The following is an 18915-nucleotide window of genomic DNA, read 5'->3' as shown; positions in this document are numbered from 1 at the left end:
CGGTTTCCCGGTGGCTGATTCGCCGCTCGTTGGCCGGCGCGGGCCCGCCCGCCTCTGCGGCGGGCCCGCACCCGGGGACTGCTACTGCTTGCCGCCGAGCTCGGTGTAGGCCTGGGCAGCGTTGTCCTTGGTGATCTGCAGCGTGCCGAGGGTGGTCGACTTCGGCACGTCCTTCGCGCAGTCGACCAGGATCTTCTTGGCCAGGTCGATCGCCTCGCGTCCGCCGGTCGCGTACTGGAACGTCGCCTGCAGACGACCCTGCTCGACCGCCTTGATGCCGCCGGACGCCACCGGCAGCGCGTCGATGCCGGTGAACTTGATCGCCGTCTCCTTGCCGGCGGCCTTCGCCGCGAGATAGGCGCCCTCCGCCATCGGGTCGTTGTGCGCGTACACGGCGTCGATGTCGGGGTGGGCCTTGAGCATCGCGTCCATGACGCTCTGCCCCTTCTCCCGCAGCCACTCGGCGGTCTGGGTGGCCACGATTTCGATCTTCGGGTTGCTCGCGATGCCCTCCCGGAAGCCCTGGGCGCGCTCGGCGGCCGGGGTGGAGCCGGGCAGCCCGGCAATCTCGACGACCTTGCCGCCCTGCGGCAGCAGCGTCTTGGCGTAGTACTCGCCCGCCGCCTTGCCGATGGCCACGTTGTCGCCGCCGATGAAGGCGGTGTACGCGTCACCCTCGACCTTGCGGTCGAGCACGATGACCGGGATGCCCTGGTCGTACGCCTTCTTCACCACGCCGGTGAGCGGCTTCGCCTCGTTCGGCGAGATGATCAGCAGGTTGATCTGCTGGGAGAGGAAGTTCTCCACGTCGGCGACCTGTTTGCTGTTGTCCTGGGCCGCGTCCGAGACGACGACCTCGAACCCGGGCACGGCCTTCGCCGCGGTGGTCACGTCGTCGTTCATGACCTGTCGGTACGGCTCGGCGTTGTTGGCCTGCGACATGCCGATCAGGAACTCCTTGCCGCTGCCACAGTTGGCCGAGGCGTCGGTGCCGCTGTCGCCGCCGTCCTTCTCGACGCTGCACCCCGCGGTGGCGGCGAGCACGGTCAGCGCGACGATCGTGATGACTCTTCGGGTGTAGCGCATGTTTCCTCCAGGGTGGTGGGATTCAGGCGATGCGGGGGCGGAGGCGTTGCAACGCGGCGGCGGCAACGATGACCAGTCCCTTGACGACCAGCTGCACGTTCGCGTCGATGTTGTTGAGGGCGAGGATGTTGTTCAGGATCCCGAGCAGCAGGGCGCCGGCGATCGTGCCGCCCATGGATCCACTGCCACCGGCGAGACTCGTCCCGCCGATGACCACGGCCGCGATCGCGTCCAGTTCGTAGCCGGCACCGTCGTTCGGGCTGCCCTGGTTGAGCTGGCCGGCGTGGATGATCCCGGCCAGGGCGGCGAGCAGGCCGGAGATCGCGAAGACGGTGACCCGGACGCGCCGCACGGGCACGCCGGAGAGCCGGGCGGCCTTCTCGTTGCCGCCGATCGCGTACACGTGCCGCGCGAAGGCGGTGCTGCGCAGCACCAGGAGCGCGCCGACCCCGATGGCGAGGAAGAGCAGGGCCGGTACCGGCAGCACCCCGTTGATCGAACCGCTCAGCAGCGAGAACGCCTCGGGAGCCTCCTGCGGCCCGTCGCCGTAGGCGATCGGGACGCCCAGCCCGCCGGACCACATTCGGGCGATGCCCCGAGCCGCCTGCAGGCCGGCCAGGGTGACGATGAAGGACTGGATACCGAGCCGGGCGACGATCGCGCCCTGGGTGGCCCCGAAGGCGGTGCCGATGAAGAGCACGATCAGGACCGTCGGCACGATGCCCATGCCGCTGTCGACCATCAACGTGGCCGACCCGACCGCGGCGAGCCCGAGCACCGCCCCGACGGAGAGGTCGATGCCGCCGATCAGGATCACGAACGTCATCCCCACGGCGATGATGCCGATCTCCGACACCGCCCGGACGATGTTGGCGAGGTTTCCGGAGCTGAGGAAGACGTTCTCGCCGTTGCGCGACGGCGACACGGCGATCGCGATCAGGAAGACCGCGACCAGCCCGAACAGGCTCTGGAATCGAAAGAAGTTGTCGACGATCGCCTGCCGGTCCTTCGGCAGTCGGATCGTCCGGCGGCGGGGCGGTGTCTCCGGCGGCGATTCGGCGAGTGTGGGGTTGGGCGAATTCATCGAGGCTCCTTGACGTCGTCCCCGTTGGCGGCGGCGAGGATGGCTTGTTGGGTGGCGCGGGCGCGGGGCAGCACGGCCACGGTGCGACCGCGGTGCAGCACGACCACCCGGTCACAGAGGCTCAGCAGCTCCGGCAGCTCCGACGAGGCGAGCAGGATCGCCATTCCGGAGTCGGCGAGCCGGTGCAGCAGGCGGTAGATCTCGGCCTTGGCGCCGATGTCCACCCCCCGGGTCGGCTCGTCCAGCAGGAGCAGTCGCGGTCGCCTCAGCAGTTGCTTGGCGAACACGATCTTCTGCTGGTTGCCGCCGGAGAGCGTGGCCACGGCGATCGACGGTGACGCCGCCTTCACCGCCAGGGCGCTGAGCTGTTCGGCCACCGTCCGGCGTAGCAGCGGGCGGCGTACCAGCCCGAGGGTGGTCAGCGTCGACAGCGCCGCGAGCGCGATGTTGTCCGCCACGGAGTGCTCCAGCATGAGCCCCGCGCCGCGCCGATCCTCGGGGACGAACGCCACCCCGCGCGCCAGGGCCGCCCGCGGGCTGCCGGGGCGGTAGGGCCGGTCGTCGATCGTCACCTGGCCGCTGTGCCGGCCGGAGCCGCCCGCGCCGAACAACGTCTCCAGCAGTTCGGTACGCCCGGCGCCCATCAGACCGGCGAGGCCGACGATCTCTCCGGAGCGCACCGTGAGATCGACGCCGGCCGGTGCCGTCCGCCCGGGCACCGGGCGGCGGGGTGTCACGGTGAGCCCGCGTACGTCGAGCAGCACTTCACCGGGTTCGTTGCGGCCCTCGCCGAAGAGCGCGTCGACCGAGCGGCCGACCATGAGCTGGATGATGTCGTCCCGGGAGGCGACCCGGGGGTCGACGGTGCCGGCGACGCCGCCGTTGCGCAGCACCGTCACCCGGTCGGCGATGACCTCGATCTCCGCCATCCGGTGCGAGATGTAGACGATGCCGACTCCGGCGCGGCGCAGCTCGGTGATCGTCGTGAACAGCCGCTCGACCTCGGCGTCGGCCAGCGCCGCGGTGGGTTCGTCCATGATCAGTACTCGCGCGCGCAGCGAGAGGGCCCGACCGATCTCGACCAGTTGCTGCTCGCCGACGCGCAGCGATCCCACGAGCCGGCGCGGGTCCAGGTCGGCGCCGAGCGTCCGCAGGTGCGCCGTGGCCTGCCGGCGCATCTCCCGGATGTCGACGGTGCCGAGGCGGGTGCGGGGCTCCCGCCCGAGGAACATGTTCTCCGCGATGGACAGCCCCGCCACCAGGTCCAGCTCCTGGTGGATGGTGGCGATACCGGCGCGTTGGGCGTCGGCCGGGCCGGCGAAGCTCACCGGCTCCCCGTCCACCTCGATCGTGCCGTCGTGCTCGGTGATCACGCCGGAGAGAATGTTGATCAACGTGGACTTGCCGGCCCCGTTCTCGCCGAGCAGCGCGTGCACCTCACCGGCGGTGACGGTGAGGTCGATGTCGCGGCAGGCGTGCACACCGCCGAACCGCTTGCCGATGCCGGTCATCCGGACCAGCGGCCGATCTGTCATACGGCACCTCGTGGCTCGTCTGCGGGATCTGCGGATTGGGCGGAGCCGGAGGCCCGCGGCACGGGCCTCCGACTCCGGACCGGTCAAGAGATTAGACGAGCTTCGATGTAGTCGAGGCCAGCCAGGTACCCGCTCGACGCGGCGGCCTTGCCGGTCACCGTGAGGGTGAGCGTGTGCCGGCCCGCCGACAGCTGCCGCTGGCCGTAGTCCAGCGGGTCACTGACGACCACCTCCGGCGAGTGGTACGCGTCGAACGCCTCGCCGATGCGGGTGCCGTCGATCGCCACCGTGTTGGTGCCGTAGTCCCGGGCCAGCGTCTGCACCAGGTGCAGCTGGTAGGTGCCGGTCGTGGGCACCTCGAACGCCACCGTCACACTCCGGTTCGGCGCGTCCGGTCGGAACCACAGTTGCGCGCCGCGCGACCAGCGGATGCCACAGCAGTCGCCCTGCACGTCCGCCGGAGCATCGGCGGAGACCGCGGGCAGCAGCGACTCGGCTTCGACGCGCAGTGTGTCGCCGGTGGTGGCCGACGCCGGCGCCGAGTAGGCACCGAGGTTGCCCTCGGCGTCCACCGCGCGTAGCCGGTAGTACCAGGTTTCGCGCAGACCCAGCCCGCTGTGCTCGAAGCTCGGCCGGGTCGTGACGCCCACCCGGTTGTCCGGCCCGGGCGTGAACCCGGCCTGCCGCGATGCGAACACCTGGTAGCTCGGCGCGTACACGTCGTCGGTGGCCGAGCGCCAGGTCAGCGCCACCGCGTTCGTCGTGCCGCTGGTCGCGGTGAGCCCGGTGACCTGTGTGGGCCGGGTCCGGTCGACGAACGGGGTGACCTCGCTGAGCACCGCGTAGCGGGCCGCTGACCAGGCCGGCGCGCCGGCGGTCGGGGTCAGGGCGACCGTCACCGTCGACCTGCCCTTGGTGAGCGCGGCCGGGATCCGGAACTCGTCCTCCAGCCAGCGATGTGCGGCGTTGGCCAGTGGCTGCGACCAGGTGCCGGCGTTGCGCCCGTCCACCTGGACGCTCACCGACTGGTATCCGGCGGCCTGGTCGCCCACCCGGCGCAGCACCGCGCCGGTGTTGTTCCGGTCCAGGGAAACCCGGAACCGAACCGGTGTGCTCGAGGCGCGGGTGTCGTCGGTGACCGGTCGGGGCGCGCCGTCGTCGCCTTCATAGGTCGCGGTGAGCACCTCCCGCTCGCCGCCGGAGGTGTAGCCGTGCGCCGACTCACTGGCGGCGTCGCCGACGTCGACGGTGTCGGTCCAGCGCTGCCCGACGGTGTCCTGCCCGTACCAGTAGGCGGTCGAGCCGTACCGGGCCGGGTCCTGGTCACCCGGGCCGTGTTCGATGCCGAACCGCAGGTCGGTGGAGAACGACACCGCCTCGGCGAGCATGAGCCGGTAGGCGCCGGTGCAGTCGTACTGGCAGCCGTAGTCGCTGACCTCGTGGGCCGGGTTGCCGTTGGTGGGCGCCGAGAACGTGCCGTGGTTGAAGTACCAGCCGCTCTCGTAGAAGTCCTCGGTTCCGGTGCCGTGGATGCTCGGGCTCTGCGCGCCGTCCACGTAGACCCGCTCGTCGCCCTCCAGGTAGTTGCGCTGGTTGCCCGCGGGGATGTGCCCTTCCATCGTGTGCGTGACGCCGACGAACTTTCCGCGGCCGGCCACGTCGAGGAAGAGATGGTCGGCGCCGGGGGTGGTGTCGGCGCTCGTCGCGGTGGCCCGGAAGTAGCCCGCCGTGCCGCTCGGGCGCAGCGCCGGCGCCCAGCGGGCGGAGCGGGCGGTGGTCACGGAGGCCACCGACGACGTGATCGGCACGGTGGATCCGTTTCGCAACTCGATGCTGAACCGTGACCGGTAGGGCATCGGCCACCAGGCCGCAAGTGTCGCGGTCACGGGGTCGACACCGAACATCAGCGATCGCACCGGGTGCAGTCCGAGGCCGGTGCCGAAGAACTCGCCGAGCGGCGCGTCCACGGTGGTCCTGCCGTCGAACGTGATGCGCAGTCGGCTGTCGCGCAGCACCGCGTCGGAGGCCGCGATGGCCGCCTTGCTGTCGGCGTCCGCCGGGTAGCTCATGGTGTTGCTGCCCTGCCAGGTCTGCGCGGTGATCCGGTAGCCGTGGGCGGCCTCGGCGTCGGTGTGGGACGGGCCGAGGTCGAAGGTGTCGGTCCGCTTGGCGGTGCCGGCGACGAGGCTGTCGACCCAGTAGGTGAACTCGTTGACGTCCAGGTCCGACGAGACGAACTGGTTGCGGATGGTGATCGTGGATTTGCCTGCCGTGGCACTCGCCGGCAGGTCGATGCTCTGGTCGAGCCAGGTGCCGAAGGGCACCGGGTCGTTGGCCGGCCACTCGGCGGCCGGCACGCCGTCCACCAGGACCTGCGCCCGCTGGTGGCCGATGTGCGGGTCGAGCCGGCGGGTCAGCCGCACTCCGGTGTTCGCCGGGTCGACGGCCACCCGGAACTCGCTGCCGCCGCCGGGCCCGTAGGCGCGGCCGTCGTCGGCGACCGGCGCCGGCGGCCCGACGAGTTGCGGGATGCGCAGTTGCAGCGCGTTGACAGCGCCGGGGCCGACGCCGCTGGCGAGGGTCACCGCGCCCTTGGCGGGGACGCTGAACTTTCGCTCGGTGGTCGTCGCGCCCGGCTCCGGGCGCTTGGGGTCGCGGGTGCCGGCGGCCCTGAGCTGGTCGATGACGTCCAGCGCGCGGTCCGACGGGTCGAAGGTGCGCACCCCGTCGGCGGTCGTGAACTTGCGGTAGGTGACGTGGTAGAAGACCGGGTTCTTCTCGGTGGTCACCCGCATCGAGCTGCGGTAGGTCATGGGCGCCTTGATGTAGACGCCTCCGGAGCTCTGCGCCGCGTTGGCGACCACCGGGTAGACGAAGGGCGCGCCCAGCTTGCCGTCCACGACGTCCTGGAGCTTGGCGTCGAGCACGGTCACCCCGTCGAGGACCACTTTGATGGTGCCGGTGGCGGAGACGTTGCCCTCGTCGCGGGTGAACCAGATCGAGTCGATCTCACCGGGACCGGTGGCCTCGGCGAGGACGCAGCCCTCCGCGCCGGTGCGTAGGCAGGAGTACTGGCCGGAGAAGCCGTCGTCGTTGCCGCCGCTGCGGTCGAAGCTGGAGAACTGGTAGGCCCGCGGGGCGTCGGGAAGTTCGGCGAGCCGGTCGAGTCTGCGGTAGACGTCCCATCCGGTGGGGCCGTTGTCGGAGGGGGTGGGGGCGGCCGAGGCCGGCCCGGCCGGGCCGACCAGAGCGGTTCCGGCGAGCAGCGCCGCGGCGAACGCGACGCGCAGCAGCCGGCGGGCGGAGGTACGTGGCGCGGGGGTGGTGGGTGTCATGAGTCGCCTTCCACGTCGGTGGGTGGGGCGGGTCGCGATGCAGGATCAGGGAATCGATTTCTCGCTGCAATAGCGATCAGGGTAGGCACGCCGCCGCACGGCGGTCAATCCTCTGTCGCCCCCGACGGGCGATGCTGTTGACAGCGATCCAACGCCCTCTTATGGTCCTCGATCAGGGCGAGCAAACGATTTCTCGCTCAGGAGAGCACGCCGCAGACGCTGCGGCGGCTGGGAGGCCCTCCGTGCTCCGACTCGTCAGTCCTCACCGGATTTCTCACCCGGGCCACATCGGTGACCAGCATGGTGCCGGCGGGTGAGCAGCGACCCGCGACGATGGCGGCGCGTGCGGGCACCCTGCGCTGCCGGCCCGTGACTGGTCGTGCCGGAGCGGGCGTATCCTCGTGACGTCGAAGGCTGAGGCAGTGGTCGGGTCGGGGTGACGCCGGCCTGCGGCTCAGCGTCGACGGTTGAGCGCGGCAGGCCCGGTCGGCGACCCTGTCGGCGCCGGAAACCGGCGGTTAACACCCGTGACGGTTCGGCCACTTACCACCCGTAGGATGCCGGGTTCCGGCGCCGCGGCGGGCTGGGCGGCCGCGCCGAAGCGCAGCGTCAGGAAGGGCGAGCGGAGGGAGGCGAATGGCGACGATCTACGACGTGGCACGGCAGGCTCAGGTCTCGCCCGCGACGGTGTCTCGGGTGCTGAACGGACGGACCACGGTCGACCCGGTCATGGCCGAGCGCGTGCAGCAGGCGATGCGGGAGCTGGATTACCGTCCGAACGCCGTCGCCCGCAACCTGCGCCTGAGTCAGACCAGCCTCTGGGCGGTCATCATCTCCGACATCGGAAACCCCTTCTTCACCTCGATGGTGCGCGGGGTGGAGGACGTCGGGCAGAGCGCCGGCTACTCGGTGGTCCTGTGCAACAGCGACGAGGATCCGGAGAAGGAGTCCCGGTACATCGCCGCGGCCCTGGCCGAGCGGATGGCGGGTGTCATCATCTCCACCTCCGGCCGACCGACCGTCATCAACCGGCTCGTCGAGGCGCGCATCCCGGTCGTGGCGATCGACCGCCAGCTACGCGGCGTCAACATCGACACCGTGCTCGTCGACAACGTGCAGGGCGCCGAGATGGCGACCACCCACCTCCTCGACAACGGTTACCAGCGGGTCGCCTGCATCACCGGTCCACGCCGGATCTCCACCGCCGCCCAGCGGCTGCGCGGCTACCAGCGCGCGCTGCGGTCGCACGACCGGGAGGCGACCGACAATCTGGTGCGGTACGCGGACTTCCGCGAGGAGGGTGGCTACCGGGCCATGGCCTCGCTGCTCGACAGCGACAACCCACCGGACAGCGTCTTCGCGACGAACAACCTGATGACGGTCGGCGCCGTCGAGTGCCTCGTCGACCGCGGCGTGAAGGTGCCGGCCGAGTTCGGGGTGGTCGGGTTCGACGACATTCCCTGGGCCCATCTGGTCAGACCGTCGCTGAGCACCGTCTCCCAGCCGACCTACGACCTGGGGCGCGCCGCCGCGGTACTGCTCACCGAACGGATCGCCAACCCGACACGGCCGCCGTCGACAGTCACCCTCAGCACCGGCCTGCGGGTACGCGAGAGCTCCACCCGCCCGAGGTGACCGGGCCGGTGGCCGGGCCGCCCGCGCTGAGAGACGGAAGCCTGCCCACCCCAGCGCAGCGTCAGGCTCCCCGTCCCGTCGGCTCCCCGTCCCGTCGGCTCCCGGACCCCGGCACCGGCCGCCGGGCCCCCGCGGCCGGTGCCGTCTCCCAGGTGACCCGCCCGTAGCCGGGGGAATCGCACCACGCGAGCCGTCAGAGGTTGACCTCACCGCACAGGTGCACCCGGACGCCGAGTTCGGCGAACATGGCCGCCTTCACCCGCAGCGCCTTGTCGGCGGTCCCCGCATCCGGCGCGTAGGCGACGTTGACGTGGTTGGCCTTGTGCCGCGCCATCAACTGGTCCCGGTCGACACCGTGCAGGACGGCGTGCATGATCGGCCACTGCGCCGTGGTGGCGTCCAACCGGCGCTGGGTCTCCTCGGCCGGCAACTCGACGACGGTGCCGCGGCCCAGGTCCACGTGCAGTGCGCCGTCCATGATGAACACCCGCGACCAGACAATCTCTCCCGGCTTGGACACCCCGCTCAGGGTGCCCCCGCCGAGCGGAAAGAACATCGGCGGCTGGCGCATGCTGTACGACCGGTCGTAGCCGCCGTTGTGCGACGCCGGCACCGAGCCGGAGATCTCGAAGACCCAGACGAAGTCGTCGCCGTACCGCTCGCCCCACCGGATGTCGTGCAAAGTCGTGGCCGGGTCGAGGCCCATCGCCGTCCAGATCCGATTGGTGACCAACGAGTCGACGGCCACCCCCTCGTCGACCTCATTGAAGTGCGGCAGCGGCGCCCCGGCGTAAAGCTCGCGACTGCCGTCACGGCTGAGCACCGGTGGCCGCTGCACGTTGTTCAGCAGACCCTCGGCGAGGTCGCTGGCCGGGACGGTGTCCTTCAGGCCCTGCTGGTACTGGATGCCCACCGCGTCCAGGCCGTAGTCGTCGGAGATGCGCAGGGCGGCGACGTACATCTTGAACTGGCTGAGCAGCTGCGCCTCGGTCAGCTCGGTGGCCTCGTCGGTGCCCACGTGGAAGGTCATGCCAGCGTCGTCCAGCCACCGGCGGACCGCCCGGGCCTCCTCGTCGGAGACGCGTGCCATCTCGGCGACCAGCGCGCTCTGCGACAGCCGCTCCTTGTAGATGCCGAGCGGGTTGATCAGCTCGTCGTCGAAGATCGCGTTGTACATCCCCATACAGCCCTCGTCGAAGACGCCGATGATGGCCTTCTCCGCCGCGAGTTGGCCGGCCAGCGACCGGCCCAGCGTGACCTCCGCGTCGTCGGGCAGCGCGGGCAGGTCACGCACGTGGCTGGTGTCGTGGCGCAGCTGGCCGGTCTCCAGCCAGGTCCGCAGCCCGCCGATCGCCCACTCGTCGGTGAAGTCCCGGCTCCACAGCGCGGAGTGCGCTACGCCGGCCTTGGTGAGGCTCGCGGTGAGGTTGAGCAGCCCGACCAGGCCGGGGAACTCGCCGCTCCAGTTGGCCACGATGAGGATCGGCCCCCGGTGGCTGCGCAGCCCGGCGAGGACGTGGTGACTGTACTGCCAGACGGCCTCGACCACGATCAGTGGCGCGTCGGCGGGGATCCGCTTGAAGACCTCGATGCCCGCGCGCTGGCTGTCGATGAACCCGTGCCCCTTGCCCGGGTCGATGCCGTGCCCGCGCTCGACCTTCCAGCCGAGCGCGTTGACCGCCGCCACGAGGTCGGCCTCCAGTTGCTGCTGGGTGGGCCAGCAGGTGACGTTCGCGCTGAGCCGGAGATCGCCGCTGGCAACCGTGTAGACGGTGCCGGGTGCCGCCGACGGCGGGTCGGCGAGCACGGGCAGCGTGTAACTGGTCATAGGGCGACTCCTTCGGTGCGTTGCTCTTCGCTGGCGTCCGTCCGAGCGGCGGCCAGGAACCGGACCTGACGTGCGGCGAGCGCGTGGGCGACCCGCTTGGAACTCGTGTACAGCTCGCGATACAGCCCGTACAGCTCGTCGTAGTCGGCGGTGAACTCGGCGCGGGGTTCGCGGATCTCCTTGACGGGGTTCCACGCCTCGATCGAGACGGTCCACCCGGTCTGCGCGGCCAGGAAGGCCGCGCCGTAGCTGGCCCCGATGGTCTGCGCGGGGATCACCTGGGCGCGTCCGGTGACATCGGAGACGATCTGCGTCCAGAGCCCGCCCTGGGTGCCCCCGCCGACCGCGACGACGCGCCGGATGTCACCGCCGCTCGCCTCGATGGTCTCGATGTTGTGGCGTACGCCGAGGCCGGTCGCCTCGAGCGCGGCGCGGTAGAGGTCACCGCGGTCATGCGCGACGGTGAGGCCGGCGAGGATGCCGCGGGCCTGCGGATCCAGGATCGGCGTGCGCTCGCCTGCGAAGTACGGCAGCATGAGCAGCCCGCGGGCGCCCGGACCGGAGGCCTCGGCGAGGCAGAGCAGCTCGGGATAGTCCGGCGAGCCGAACAGCTCGCGCAGCCACGCCGTGATGGCCCCGGAGGTCGCCAGGCCACCGGCGAGATTGCGGGTCCCGGGCAGTGCGCCGACGGTCCCCCACAGCGACGGGTCGGTGACCCGGGCCGCGACGGTGTGGACCAGGAACATCGTCGTGCCGTACATCAGCATGAGGTCGCCGACGCCCTGTGCGCCGACGCTGATCGCCTCCGACCAGGCGTCGATGGTTCCGGTGATCACTGGGACGCCCGGCGGCAGTCCGGTCACCGCCGCCGCCTCCACCGTCACCCGGCCGGCAACGTCGCCGGGCCAGCGCAGCGGGGGCAGGACCAGGTCGGGGGCGATCTCGGCGGCCCAGGGGCGGTACCAGTCGTGGCCGTCGGTGTCGTACAGCGGTGTGCACTGGCTCGCCGAGTGGTGGTCCAGCACGTACTCGTCGGTGAGCTTGGCGGCGAGCCACGAGCTGGGCATGAACAGCCGACGGGCGCGTCGGAAGAGGTCGGGTTCGTTGTCGGCCACCCAGGCCACCTTCGCGCCGGCCGCCTGGCTGGACAGAGCGGAGCCGCAGCGACGCAAGATCTCGTCCGCGCCGAACCGCTCGCTGAGCCGGGCGATCTGGTCGGTCGAGCGGGTGTCGACCCCGTAGAGGATGGCCGGGCGGAGGGGGGTGTTCGCTGCGTCGGTGAGCAGCACGCACGGGCCCATGCCGCTGGCCCCGACCGCGACGACTTCCGCGTCGCCGGGTGCCAGCAGGTCGCGGGTGAGCGAGACGAACTCCTGCCACCAGACGTCGGCGTCCATCTCGACCCAGCCGGGCCGTGGCCGGCTCACCTCGTGCGTCCGGCTGGACGACCGCAGCACGCGGCCGTCCACGTCGACGAGCACGCCCTTGCTGCTGGATGTGCCGATGTCCACGCCCAGGACGGCCGCAACCCTCATGGCCGCCACTGTTCCAGCAATCGATTTCCGAATCAAGGTCGATCGGCATACGTTTTTCGCTCCGGCCCGGCCGATCGACCCGTTCCACAGTGCGCCCGTGCCGTCCGTCGACGAAGCGGGAGCAGGCGGGTCTGCTCCTGCTACGGTCGCCAGCAGGACCGCTGGCACCCCGGCGACGATGTCGCCTCCCCCATCCGGAGTCCGATGTCCGAGCGCCGCCGACGCCACCCGCGCCCCGTACCCGCGAGGCATCGTTTTCCGCGCAGTTCTGCCCTGGCCGGGATCCTCGGTCGGCGCGTGGCTGATCGTTGGTACCGAGGTCTCCGCCGCGCCTTGGCCGTGGTGTGCCTGATCGCCGCCGCCGGATCGTCGGCCGGATCCTCAGCGGCCGACCCCAGCGGATCCACGGTCCTGCGGGTGCTCCAGACGAACCTCTGCAACAGCGGCCGCGCCGGCTGCTACACGGGCCGATCGGTGACCGAGGCCGCGGAGCTGATCAAGGCCGAGGCACCCGACCTGGTCACCCTCAACGAGATCTGCCAGGACGACGTGGCCGTGCTGGCGCGCGCGTTGGCGGACGTCCAGAGCGCCGGCACCGTCGTGTCCGCCTTCAAGGCTGCCGGTGACCGCCCTACCGGCGACGTCACCCGGTGCCGCAACGGCCAGCCGTACGGCATCGGGCTACTGACCCACCTTCGGGCGCCGGAGCCGAGGCACAGCGTGCACAGCGGAATCCACCCGACGCAGGATCTCGTCGACCCCGAGGAACGGGCCTGGCTCTGCGTCCACGTCCCCGGCAGGCTGCACGCGTGCACGACACACCTGGCGGCCACCAGCGCCACCGTCGCGCTCGCCCAGTGCGGCCACCTGCTGGACACGGTCATACCGGCGATCCGCAGCCGCACCGGATACGCGCCCACCGTGCTGGGCGGTGACCTCAACCTCCGCGGCGGCGGTTCCCCCGACGTCCGGTCCTGCATGCCACCCGGCTACCTACGAATCGACGACGGCGCTTTACAACAGATCATGGCGACGACCGACATCACGATCTGTTGCGGCCGGTCGATCGGCATGCACGGCACGACCGACCACCCGGGACTCCTGGCCACCCTCACGATCCGTCGGCAGACGTCCCCGGTGGCCGCACGGCCCTCGGCGGCGGCCACATCGCCCCCGGTGGGACCGAGTGCGGCTGGCACATTTCCCGGGCCGCTCCCGCCGATCGACGGCCCGGTCATAGCTCCCGGTTAGGCTCGGGCGCATGGGAGATCCCTTCCGGGTGCGCATCACCGTGCGCGGTTATGAGCTCGATACCCAGGGCCACCTGAACCAGGCCGTCTACCTTCAGTACGGCGAGCACGCCCGGTGGGAGTGCCTGCGCGCCGCCGGCATCTCGCAGGACCGGCTGCTCGCCACCGGGGTCGGGCCGGTCGCCCTCGAGGTGACGCTGAAATACCTGCGCGAGCTGCGCGGCGGTGACGAGCTCGACGTGTCCTGCGGGTTCCGCTGGGGCGAGGGCAAGACCTTCCAGCTCGAGCAGGACTACACCCTCGCCGACGGCACCCCGGTCGCGACGCTTACCGGGGTGGGCGGGCTGCTCGACCTGGCGTCCCGGCGGCTGGTGCCCGACCCGCGGTCGCGCTTCCGTGAGCTGGCCACCGACCCGGCGCCGCTGAACCTCTGAGCCGCCCGCGCCAGGCGATGGGTGCCGTCGACGGCGAAGCGCGGCGTGCCGTGGTCGCGGGCCCGGGTCGGCACGGGACGGCCGGCAGGGTCGCCCCGAGCACGAGAACGCCGGACGCCCGGAGGCCGCATGGTCACACGCTCGGCCGGGGCAACTCGCTGCCGGTCGCGAAGTGGTCATGCCACTTCCAGGTGGCCTGCACGAACCGCCCACCGTCGGAGAGTGAGACGAACGCGTCCGCCGTGGTGCCGCGGGTGAACGTCACGACGTCCGCGCGTCCGTCGCCGTCGAAGTCGCCGACGCCCGGCAGCTCCGTCCCGAGGGCGAACAGGTCGTGCCACTTCCAGTTGTCCTGCACGAACCGGCCGCCGTCGGAGAGGGACACGAACACATCGCCCGCCGTGCCTCGGGTGAACGCCACGATGTCGTCGCGGCCGTCGCCGTTGACGTCGCCGACCGCGGGCAGCTCACTTCCGACCGCGAAGTGGTCGTGCCACTTCCAGCCCTCCTCGGCGAACCTGGTGCCGTCGGAGAGCGAGACGTAGACGTCCGCCTGCTCGTGGGTGCCGCGGGTGAACGTCACGATGTCGTCGCGGCCGTCGCCGTTGACGTCGCCCACCGCCGGCACCTCGGTGCCGACGGCGAAGCGGTCGTGCCACTTGAGGCCGGGTCCGAAGCCGGAGCCGGTCGACAGGGCCACGTAGACGTCGGCGTTCTCGCCCCGGGTGAAGGTGATGATGTCGGTCAGACCGTCGCCGTTGACGTCGCCGACCGCCGGCATCTCCGTGCCGACGGCGAAGAAGTCGTGCCATTTGGCCCCGCCGGCGAAGCCGGACCCGGTGGAGAGACCGACGTAGACGTCGGCGAGTTCGCCCCGGGTGAACGTGATGGCGTCCGCCCGGCCGTCGCCGTTGACGTCTCCGGTGAACGGCAGCTCTGCGCCCGGGGCGAAGAAGTCGTTCCACAGCCAGCCGTCCTGCACGAACCGGCCGCCGTCGGAGAGCGAGGCGAACACGTCGGCGGCGGTGCCGCGGGTGAAGACCACGGCGTCGTCGCGGCGATCGCCGTCGACGTCGCTGGCGGCGCGCGGTCGGGTGGTCGCCGACACCTCGGCCGACGGGGCGCCGGTGTTGCCCGCGCCGTCGACGGCGACGACCCGGTAGTAGCGGGTCTGGTTGGCCGGCAGCGGGCCGTGCCGGAACCCGGTCGTCCGCGTCGTGCCGACCAGGTTGGCCGGTGTGATCGCGACTCCGGGCGCGCCCGAGGAGTAGATGCGGTAGCCGGCGATCCCGACGTTGTCGGACGGTTCGGACCAGGACAGGCCCAGGGCATGTACCCGCCCGCCGGCCAGGGCCACGCCGGCCACGGCGCCGGGCGCAACGGTATCGGCGAACGGCGCAACCATGCTCTCGGCGAGGTACCGGGCCGCGGTCCAGGCGGGCGCGCCGGCGGCCGGTGTCAGCGTGACGGTGACCGCCGAGCGGCCCGCGGTGAGCGATGCCGGCAGCACGAACTCGTCGGCCAGCCAGCGCTGCCGGGCGTTGCCCAGCGGCTGCAGCCACACGCCGGCCGCTGCACCGTCCACCGCCACGGCTGCCTGCTGGTGGCCGCTCTGCTGGTCGCCCTGCCGGCGCAGCCGTACGCCCTGGTTGGCCGGGTCGACGGCGACCCGGAAGCTGATCGCGGCCGTACTGGCGCGGACCTGGCCACTCACGGTGAGGTTGTCGTCGTCGCCCTCGAACGGCGCGGTGAGCGCGTACTGGGTCGCCGCCGCGTCGGTGTAGCCGTGCGCGGCCCGGCTGGCGGCGTCGCCGGTGACCAGCGTGTCGGTCCGGCGCACGGCGACGGTCGGCTGGGTGTAGAGGAACGCCGTCGAGGCGTAGTTCGCCGGCATGTCGTTGGCCGGCCCGTGCTCGATGCCGAAGCGCAGCGCGCTGGCGTACGACACGGCGTCGCCGATCATCAGGCGGTAGGTGGCGTCGCATTCGTCGACGCAACCGCCGGCGCGGAAGAGGTGGGCGGTGTTGCCGGTGAAGACGCCGCTGTACTCGCCGCGGTTGAAGTACCACCCGGACTCGTAGAAGTCCTCGGTGCCGGTGCCGTAGAGCTGCGGTGTCGGCGAGCCGTCGACGTGCACCCGCTCGTCGCCCTCGAGATAGTTGCGGGTGTTGCCGCCGGTGATGTGGCCGCGCATGGTCTGGGAGACGCCGACGAACCGGCCTCGCCCGGCCTGGTCGGCGACGATCCAGTCGCTGCCGCCGACGGTCTCCGCTCGGCGCGACTGGGTGGTGAAGTGACCGGCGACCCCGTCGGCGGCGAGCGCCGCCGTCCACTGGGCGCCCGGCGCCGAGGTCACCTCGGCCTGGACGCCGCTGACGGCGGCGCCGGTGGTGTTCGCCAGCGCGACGGTGGCGGTGGACCGGAACGGCATCGGCCACCACGCGCTGTACCAGCCGCCGGGAGCCGCGTCCATGGCGAACATCAGGGAGCGGACGCCGCGCTCGCCGAGCCCGCCGCCGAAGAACTCACCGACCGGGCTGTCCACGGTCGCCCGGCCGTCGAAGGTGATCCGTATCCGTAGCCCGGACAGGTTCGGCTCGGTCGCCGCGCCGTCGGGTACCCGCAGCCGCAGCGCGGTGATCGCCCGTGGCCCGGTGAGGGTGGCGAGGGTGGTCTGCCCGCCGGCGGGGATGCTGATCGTCGCGCCGGCCGTGGTCGCGCCGGGCTGGGCCGGCTTCGGGTCCCGGGTGCCGGCGGCGCGCAGCTTGTCCAGCACGTCGGTGGCCGGGTCGGCGGGGTTGAACCGGGAGATTCCGGCCGGGTCGGCGAACTCGCGGTACGTGACGTGGTGGAACAGCGGGTTGTTCTGGGTGGTGATCCGCATGGAGTCGCGGTAGGGCATCGGCACCTTGACGGTGACGCCGCCTGAGGTCTGGTCGGCGTTGCTCACCAGGGGAGCGACGAACGGACTGCCGAGACCGCCGTTGACGAGGTTCTGCAGCGCGGTGTCGACGACGGTGACCCCGTCTAGCTCGATGCGGATCCAGCCGGTGGCGCTGACGTTGCCGCCGTCGCGGGTGAACCAGATGGACTGCACCTCGCCGGGACCACGGTCCTCGGCGATGACGCAGCCGCCACTCTGGCGCAGACACGAGTAGGTGCCGACGAAGCCGTCGTCGTTGGATCCGTCGCGGCCGAAGCTGGAGAACTGGCGGGTGCGGGTGCCGGCGGCCAGTTCGGGAAGGCGGTCCAGCCTGCGGTAGGCGTCCCAGCCGATCGGGCCCTTGTCGTCGGCGGTGGCGAGGACCGTCACGCCGGCTGTGCCGGGTCCGGCGGCGGCCGGCGGGGCGGCGGTGGCTGTCGCGGGTGCGGTGGTGGCGAGCAGCGCCGCGGTGGCGACACCGAGCCAGCTGGGGGTACGGAGCCTCATGGGTGTCCCTTCGGGAGTGCCGTCCGGGCGCGTCAGAAATCGATTGCTCGGCGCAGTAAACTGCGGCCTTCGATGCTTGTCAATACCTGCCCGTCCGGTTTCGAGGGATGGAGGAAGTATCCGCCGCCCCTCCCCCGAATCTCGTAGAAATCCTTCGTCGACCCATTGACAGGCGTCACCGTCATTCGGAAACTCAGGGCAATCGATTTCTCTGCACATCCCCGGGGCTGCCGCCGAGATGCCGCGCCGCCCGCGCACCGCCCCCACCGACCCCGAGGAGCCTTTCGTGCGTACCCGAAGAATCCGTCACCGACTGGGCGCCGCGATCGCAGCCGCGGTGCTCACGTCGACCGCGGCGGTCGTCGCGGCCGGCGCGCCCGCCGCCGCCGCGTGCCAGTACATCCCACCCAACCACGACCCGAACGTGATCCGGATCGTCTACCAGGTCGGGCTGTCCCGCGGCGTTTCCGACCGGGTGATGCTGGCCGGCTTCGAGGCCGGCTGGGTCGAGTCGCACATGAACAACCTGCCCTGCGGTGACAAGGACTCACTCGGGGTCTTCCAGCAGCGGCCGAGCTACGGCTGGGGCACTCCCGAGCAGATCCTCAACGTCGAGTACGCCGCCACCCAGTTCTTCAGCCGCGCCCAGGTCGAAGACGGCCGCTGCCCGGCGTGCACCGCCGGTCAGATCGCGCAGCGGGTACAGCGGTCCGCGTTTCCCGACCGGTACGACCAGAGCGAGGCGAAGGCCCGTACGTTGCTCGCCGAGGCGCGGGCGGGCACCAGCGGTGCGGTCGCCGGTCGGGCGTACCTGTTCGGTGGTGCGCAGCACGTGGCGATGGTGAACACCGGTGGCAGCCTGACGAACTTCTCCTGGTCACCGTCGACCGGGGTGGTCCGCCCCGACTGGGGTGGCGCGCCACTGGCCGGCACCACCGTCGGCTACGTGCACGACGGCCTGCAACACGTCTTCGCCCGCGGCACCGACAACACCCTGCGGCACTGGTTCCAGTCCGGCACCAACCCACCCGGCCTGGACAGCTGGAACACCGCCGGCCTCGTGCTGTCCAACCCGACCGGCTTCGCCTACGGCAACCAGCAGCACGTGTTCTTCCGCAACCCCGACGGGAACCTGGAGCACCGCTTCTACGACACGGTGAGTCGCCAGGTCGCCGGCGGCGTCTGGCCCGGCGGCGCGTTCGTCGGCAACCCCTACGCCTTCGTGCACAAGGACCAACAGCACATCTTCGCCCGCACCGCCTCGGGCGCGTTGATCCACTGGTACTGGTGGCCCGGCATCAACCCGTCGGTCGACAACTGGGGTGTCACCTCGGGTGTCGCCTCCGACCCCACCGGCTTCTCCTACAACGGCAACCAACACCACGTCTTCTACCGCAACACCGACGGCAACCTGCAACACCGCTTCTTCGACGACCCCACCGGCACCCTCAACGGCGGCATCTGGGCCGGCGGCGCATTCACCGGCAACCCCCACGCCTTCGTCCACGGCAACCAGCAACACATCTTCGCCCGCCGCGCCAACGGCGACCTCATCCACTGGTACTGGTGGCCCGGCGCCAACCCGGGCAACGACACCTGGGGGGCGCTCGGTGTGGTGGCCGGGGACCCGGCCGGGCTCTCCACGCCCGGCCAGCACCACGTCTTCTACCGCACCACCAACGGCACCCTCGAACACCGCTTCATCAACGACACCAACGGCCAACTCGGCGCCGACAACTGGGGCGGCTCACTCCCCACCTGAT

The 18915-nt window shown here is 71.3% G+C and carries 11 protein-coding genes; 4 read left to right on the top strand and 7 right to left on the bottom strand.

The features are described from left to right. Positions 1 to 81: 81 nt before the first annotated feature. The 4 genes from ACIP9D_RS20720 to ACIP9D_RS20705 all read right to left on the bottom strand — a co-directional run bounded on the left by ACIP9D_RS20720 (position 82) and on the right by ACIP9D_RS20705 (position 7040). Positions 82 to 1086, bottom strand: a complete 1005-nt coding sequence (locus tag ACIP9D_RS20720; RefSeq protein ID WP_350875873.1) for a substrate-binding domain-containing protein — start codon at positions 1084 to 1086, stop codon at positions 82 to 84. A gap of 22 nt (positions 1087 to 1108) precedes the next feature. Further along, on the bottom strand, positions 1109 to 2170 hold the full coding sequence (locus ACIP9D_RS20715; RefSeq protein WP_350875875.1) for an ABC transporter permease: 1062 nt from the start codon (positions 2168 to 2170) through the stop codon (positions 1109 to 1111). Beyond that, positions 2167 to 3705: a sugar ABC transporter ATP-binding protein gene (locus tag ACIP9D_RS20710; protein WP_350875877.1), complete on the bottom strand. Its 1539-nt coding sequence runs from the start codon at positions 3703 to 3705 to the stop codon at positions 2167 to 2169. The genes ACIP9D_RS20715 and ACIP9D_RS20710 overlap by 4 nt, the downstream gene beginning before the upstream one ends. An 83-nt stretch (positions 3706 to 3788) precedes the next feature. Next, entirely contained in the window at positions 3789 to 7040 is a 3252-nt protein-coding gene (locus ACIP9D_RS20705) for a DUF2961 domain-containing protein (RefSeq protein WP_350875879.1), read from the bottom strand. Between the two features lie 636 nt (positions 7041 to 7676). On the opposite strand from ACIP9D_RS20705, the gene ACIP9D_RS20700 reads away from it, so the two are divergent. Continuing rightward, the gene (locus ACIP9D_RS20700) at positions 7677 to 8675 is read left to right on the top strand and encodes a LacI family DNA-binding transcriptional regulator (RefSeq protein WP_350875880.1); all 999 of its coding nucleotides are present in this window, start codon (positions 7677 to 7679) and stop codon (positions 8673 to 8675) included. Positions 8676 to 8868: 193 nt separating this feature from the next. On the opposite strand, the gene ACIP9D_RS20695 is transcribed toward ACIP9D_RS20700, so the two are convergent. Both ACIP9D_RS20695 and ACIP9D_RS20690 read right to left on the bottom strand, forming a co-directional pair. Continuing rightward, positions 8869 to 10503, bottom strand: a complete 1635-nt coding sequence (locus ACIP9D_RS20695; protein WP_350875882.1) for a fucose isomerase — start codon at positions 10501 to 10503, stop codon at positions 8869 to 8871. Next, complete coding sequence (locus ACIP9D_RS20690) at positions 10500 to 12038, bottom strand: FGGY-family carbohydrate kinase (protein ID WP_350875884.1); 1539 nt, start codon at positions 12036 to 12038, stop codon at positions 10500 to 10502. Before ACIP9D_RS20690 ends, ACIP9D_RS20695 begins: the two co-directional genes overlap by 4 nt. A 417-nt stretch (positions 12039 to 12455) precedes the next feature. On the opposite strand from ACIP9D_RS20690, the gene ACIP9D_RS20685 reads away from it, so the two are divergent. Beyond that, positions 12456 to 13289, top strand: a complete 834-nt coding sequence (locus tag ACIP9D_RS20685; RefSeq protein ID WP_350875886.1) for an endonuclease/exonuclease/phosphatase family protein — start codon at positions 12456 to 12458, stop codon at positions 13287 to 13289. A gap of 10 nt (positions 13290 to 13299) precedes the next feature. After that, positions 13300 to 13722 (top strand): acyl-CoA thioesterase, encoded by a 423-nt coding sequence (locus ACIP9D_RS20680; protein ID WP_350875888.1) that lies wholly within the window; start codon positions 13300 to 13302, stop codon positions 13720 to 13722. A gap of 133 nt (positions 13723 to 13855) precedes the next feature. On the opposite strand, the gene ACIP9D_RS20675 is transcribed toward ACIP9D_RS20680, so the two are convergent. Beyond that, the gene (locus ACIP9D_RS20675; RefSeq protein WP_350875890.1) at positions 13856 to 17152 is read right to left on the bottom strand and encodes a DUF2961 domain-containing protein; all 3297 of its coding nucleotides are present in this window, start codon (positions 17150 to 17152) and stop codon (positions 13856 to 13858) included. Positions 17153 to 17438: 286 nt separating this feature from the next. Here ACIP9D_RS20675 and ACIP9D_RS20670 point away from each other — a divergent pair, with 286 nt between their 5' ends. Next, positions 17439 to 18914: a M23 family peptidase gene (locus ACIP9D_RS20670; RefSeq protein WP_350875892.1), complete on the top strand. Its 1476-nt coding sequence runs from the start codon at positions 17439 to 17441 to the stop codon at positions 18912 to 18914. The last annotated feature ends 1 nt before the right edge of the window (position 18915 follow it).

The organism is Micromonospora sp. NPDC093243 (assembly GCF_044753725.1).
In the GTDB taxonomy this organism is placed as follows: Bacteria; Actinomycetota; Actinomycetes; order Mycobacteriales; family Micromonosporaceae; genus Micromonospora.
This window is presented reverse-complemented; position numbering and strand designations above follow the sequence as displayed.